The following is a 3,125-nucleotide window of genomic DNA, read 5'->3' as shown; positions in this document are numbered from 1 at the left end:
CGCTATGCTGAATTGCTGACGAAGATGTTTGGGGTTGGCGATCTCATCAACCAGGGCCACCGCATAATCTTCGTAAGAGATATGGCTGTTCCCATTCGCATCAAAGATCATATTGGTGCCACCCAGCCGGTATTTACCGGTGCGCTCACCCGCTTCAATCATATTGGCCGGACTGAAATACGTCCAGTTGGTTGTAGAAGCCTTGAACAAACCCAATACTTCGGCATGTGCACGAATAGCCGGGTGCCATTCCGCGGGAATGTGCGCCATCATGGGGCTGTCCATCAACCGTAAGCCCGGTGATACTTCTGTGCTGCCCGCTCCACCTACGATGATTATCCGTTTGGAAGGTTCTTTTTCCATGGCATTGATCAGGTTGGTATAAGCCTGTTTAAATTCACCGAGATCATGCGGAGAAATAGCTGACACCACCACATCGGCGTCTTTTACCAATGCCTGTAATTCGGCCACATTCAGCATGTCCCCTTTGGTAATGGTTAAATTGGGATCTTTTATGCTTAACTTCCCGGGATTGCGCTGCACCGAATTTACCTGGTAGCCTTTTTGTAAAGCTTCTTTTGCAATGCGCTGGCCAATATTGCCACTTCCGCCGATCAATAAAATTTTCATAATTTTCAATTTGAAGTTACTTTTGTAATGGTTAGTATCAAAAAGTAACCAAAGGTATGTCCATTGGTAATGCCACACAATAAGGCACGGCGGAGATACCTGGTTTCATAAAGGAAACTGTTGTTGAACATCAATTACATAGCATGAAAAAAAATGCCAGGAAATTTTTAGGATCTGATAATTGCCCCATACGTACGGTACTCGACCGCCTGGGTGATAAGTGGTCGGTGCTGGTAATATTACTGTTGGGAGAAAAAGGATCCGTGCGGTTCAGCCATATTCAAAAAGAGATCGGCGATGTATCGCAAAAAATGCTCACGATCACGTTGAAGACGCTGGAGGCAGATGGTATTGTAAGCAGGCATGTATTTGCTGAAGTGCCATTGCGGGTTGAATATCGCTTAACGGAGCGAGGAGAAACCCTGTTACCGCATATTCAACAATTATCAGCCTGGGCCGAACAAAACATGCGGCATATCCTGAAGGACAGGAAACAGTATGTGGTGTAGTTTATGGGAGACCATTCACGATATATTCCCTATCTTTCGTGCTTATGATAGCGACAGATGTTTGCATTATTGGCGCCGGGCCGGCAGGAGCAGCAGCCGCTTTGCAATTGCAACAGTTCAACATCCCTTGTGTAGTGGTAGATAAGGCGGTATTCCCACGTGATAAGATATGTGGCGATGGCCTGAGCGGAAAAGTGTTAACGGCCCTGAACCGGATAGATAAGAAAATTGGCGAACGCCTGTGCCAGTTGTCCGAGAAAGAGGGGAGTTGGGGCGTTACTTTTACGGCGCCCAGCCGCGATTCACTCGATATAGCTTACGAACCCGATTATAATCCCCAGTCTAAGACCGGCATCCCCGCTGGCTTTGTTTGTAAAAGGATCAACTTCGATAACTTCCTGGTAGAAGAATTGAAACACTGTTCAAATATTCAATTATTCGAAGGCCAGTCAATAGATACATTTACCCTTCAGGAAGATGGTTATTTGCTGACCGACACCGCCGGTACATTTTCTGTGAAAGCAAAGTTGGTAATAGTAGCCAATGGCGCCCACTCAGCCTTTACCAAAGAAGTAGCGGGTATACATATGGAACCGCAACATTATTGCGCCGGGATACGAGCCTATTACAAAGGTGTTAGCGGATTGAGTGCCGATGGATTTATAGAATTGCATTTTCTGCGTTCTTTATTGCCCGGTTATTTCTGGATCTTCCCGTTGCCTAACGGCGAGGCCAATGTAGGCATCAGTATATTGAGCAGTGTGGTGCGAAAAAGAAAGCTGAACCTGAAAAAGACCCTGCAGGATATTGTGGCCAATGATCCCGTAATGAAAGAAAGGTTTAAAAATGCCACATTGGCCAGTGGCATAGAAGGCTATGGATTGCCGTTGGGCAGTAAAAAAAGAACACTCTCAGGTGAAAGATATATGCTTACGGGCGATGCAGCCTACCTGATCGATCCGTTTACCGGTGAAGGCATTGGCAATGCCCTGTATTCTGGTCGAATAGCCGCACAGCAGGCAGTCGCTTCTTTGAAAGCAAATGATTTCTCTGCCACGCATATGAAAAAATATGACGATGAAGTGTATCGCGTGCTGGGACCTGAATTAGGACTAAGCACCAAAATACAAAAGCTGTCGAACCGCACCTGGTTGTTTAATTTCTTAATGAAAACAGCCATGCGCAATAAGCAACTGCGCGAGTTGATGTCGTGTATGTTTTATGAAATAGACCTGCGTAAAAAACTCACCCGGCCTTCGTTCTATGTGAAGATGTTGCTGAACAGGTAGCGTTTATTTTTTTTCCTCTTCTTTTTGATCAGGTTTCTGGATAACCGTGTCATCGGCGTGGGGTTCACCCCGCAAAACAGCGTCATTGACTACGGAACCATCAATAGGTTCATCAGTATCGGCATTGGGGCTAATGAATTCATCAGGCGCCGTATCGGTGTCACGTTTCTGGAGCTCTTTCTGTAGTTCAACATTGACGTTGTTATCTTCCTTTTTTTCAGGCTTTTTGGGCGCTTGTTTTTCTTTTGGGGTATCCATATTGTTACGATTTAAGCTGTATTAATAAATGCAGTTTTTATGCCATGGTGGCGGAATGGGTTTTGCAGGGGGGTGGATCTCTTCTGACTCACTGACTTGGAGTAAGTATGTCCCGTTTGGTTAATTATTAAAAATCAGTAAATTTGTTGAAATTGAATGTATAATGGGAGTAGCTATGCCTTTAGATAAAGAAATTACCTATTACCTGGGACATTTGAGCACAGAGCAAAAAAAAGTTGTGTTAAGTGTGGTGAAGTCCTTTGCAAAGGAGGAAGAAGCCTGGGCTGACGATAAAGCTTATATAGCCGAAATGGACAGGCGATATAAAGATTTAGAATCAGGTAAGGTAACTGGGCTACAGCTTGATGATTTAGCAGCTAAAGCAAGGCAGGCATTTAAAAGCAGGAAAAATAAGTAAGCAAAAAAAGGAAATATACAT

The 3,125-nt window shown here is 44.6% G+C and carries 5 protein-coding genes; 3 read left to right on the top strand and 2 right to left on the bottom strand.

What is annotated here, in order from left to right:
• Positions 1 to 630 (bottom strand): NAD(P)-dependent oxidoreductase (locus ACJ751_RS06125; protein ID WP_407744495.1); only part of this gene is annotated, 630 nt, incomplete at its 3' end.
• Positions 631 to 773: 143 nt separating this feature from the next.
• Here ACJ751_RS06125 and ACJ751_RS06120 point away from each other — a divergent pair.
• Together ACJ751_RS06120 and ACJ751_RS06115 are read left to right on the top strand one after the other, a co-directional pair.
• Positions 774 to 1,139 carry a winged helix-turn-helix transcriptional regulator gene (locus ACJ751_RS06120; protein WP_407744494.1) on the top strand — a complete coding sequence of 122 codons (366 nt, stop codon included), beginning with the start codon at positions 774 to 776 and terminating at the stop codon, positions 1,137 to 1,139.
• Between the two features lie 44 nt (positions 1,140 to 1,183).
• Positions 1,184 to 2,428 (top strand): NAD(P)/FAD-dependent oxidoreductase, encoded by a 1,245-nt coding sequence (locus ACJ751_RS06115; RefSeq protein WP_407744493.1) that lies wholly within the window; start codon positions 1,184 to 1,186, stop codon positions 2,426 to 2,428.
• A gap of 3 nt (positions 2,429 to 2,431) precedes the next feature.
• Here the strand turns inward: ACJ751_RS06115 and ACJ751_RS06110 are convergent, their stop codons facing one another.
• Complete coding sequence (locus tag ACJ751_RS06110; protein ID WP_407744492.1) at positions 2,432 to 2,686, bottom strand: hypothetical protein; 255 nt, start codon at positions 2,684 to 2,686, stop codon at positions 2,432 to 2,434.
• 163 nt (positions 2,687 to 2,849) lie between these two features.
• On the opposite strand from ACJ751_RS06110, the gene ACJ751_RS06105 reads away from it, so the two are divergent.
• On the top strand, positions 2,850 to 3,104 hold the full coding sequence (locus ACJ751_RS06105) for a hypothetical protein (protein WP_407744491.1): 255 nt from the start codon (positions 2,850 to 2,852) through the stop codon (positions 3,102 to 3,104).
• Positions 3,105 to 3,125 lie beyond the last annotated feature (21 nt).

Source organism: Niastella sp., from assembly GCF_045805085.1.
GTDB lineage: Bacteria > Bacteroidota > Bacteroidia > Chitinophagales > Chitinophagaceae > Niastella.
The sequence above is the reverse complement of the archived record's forward strand: the minus strand, read 5'-3'. Positions and strand labels throughout refer to the sequence as shown.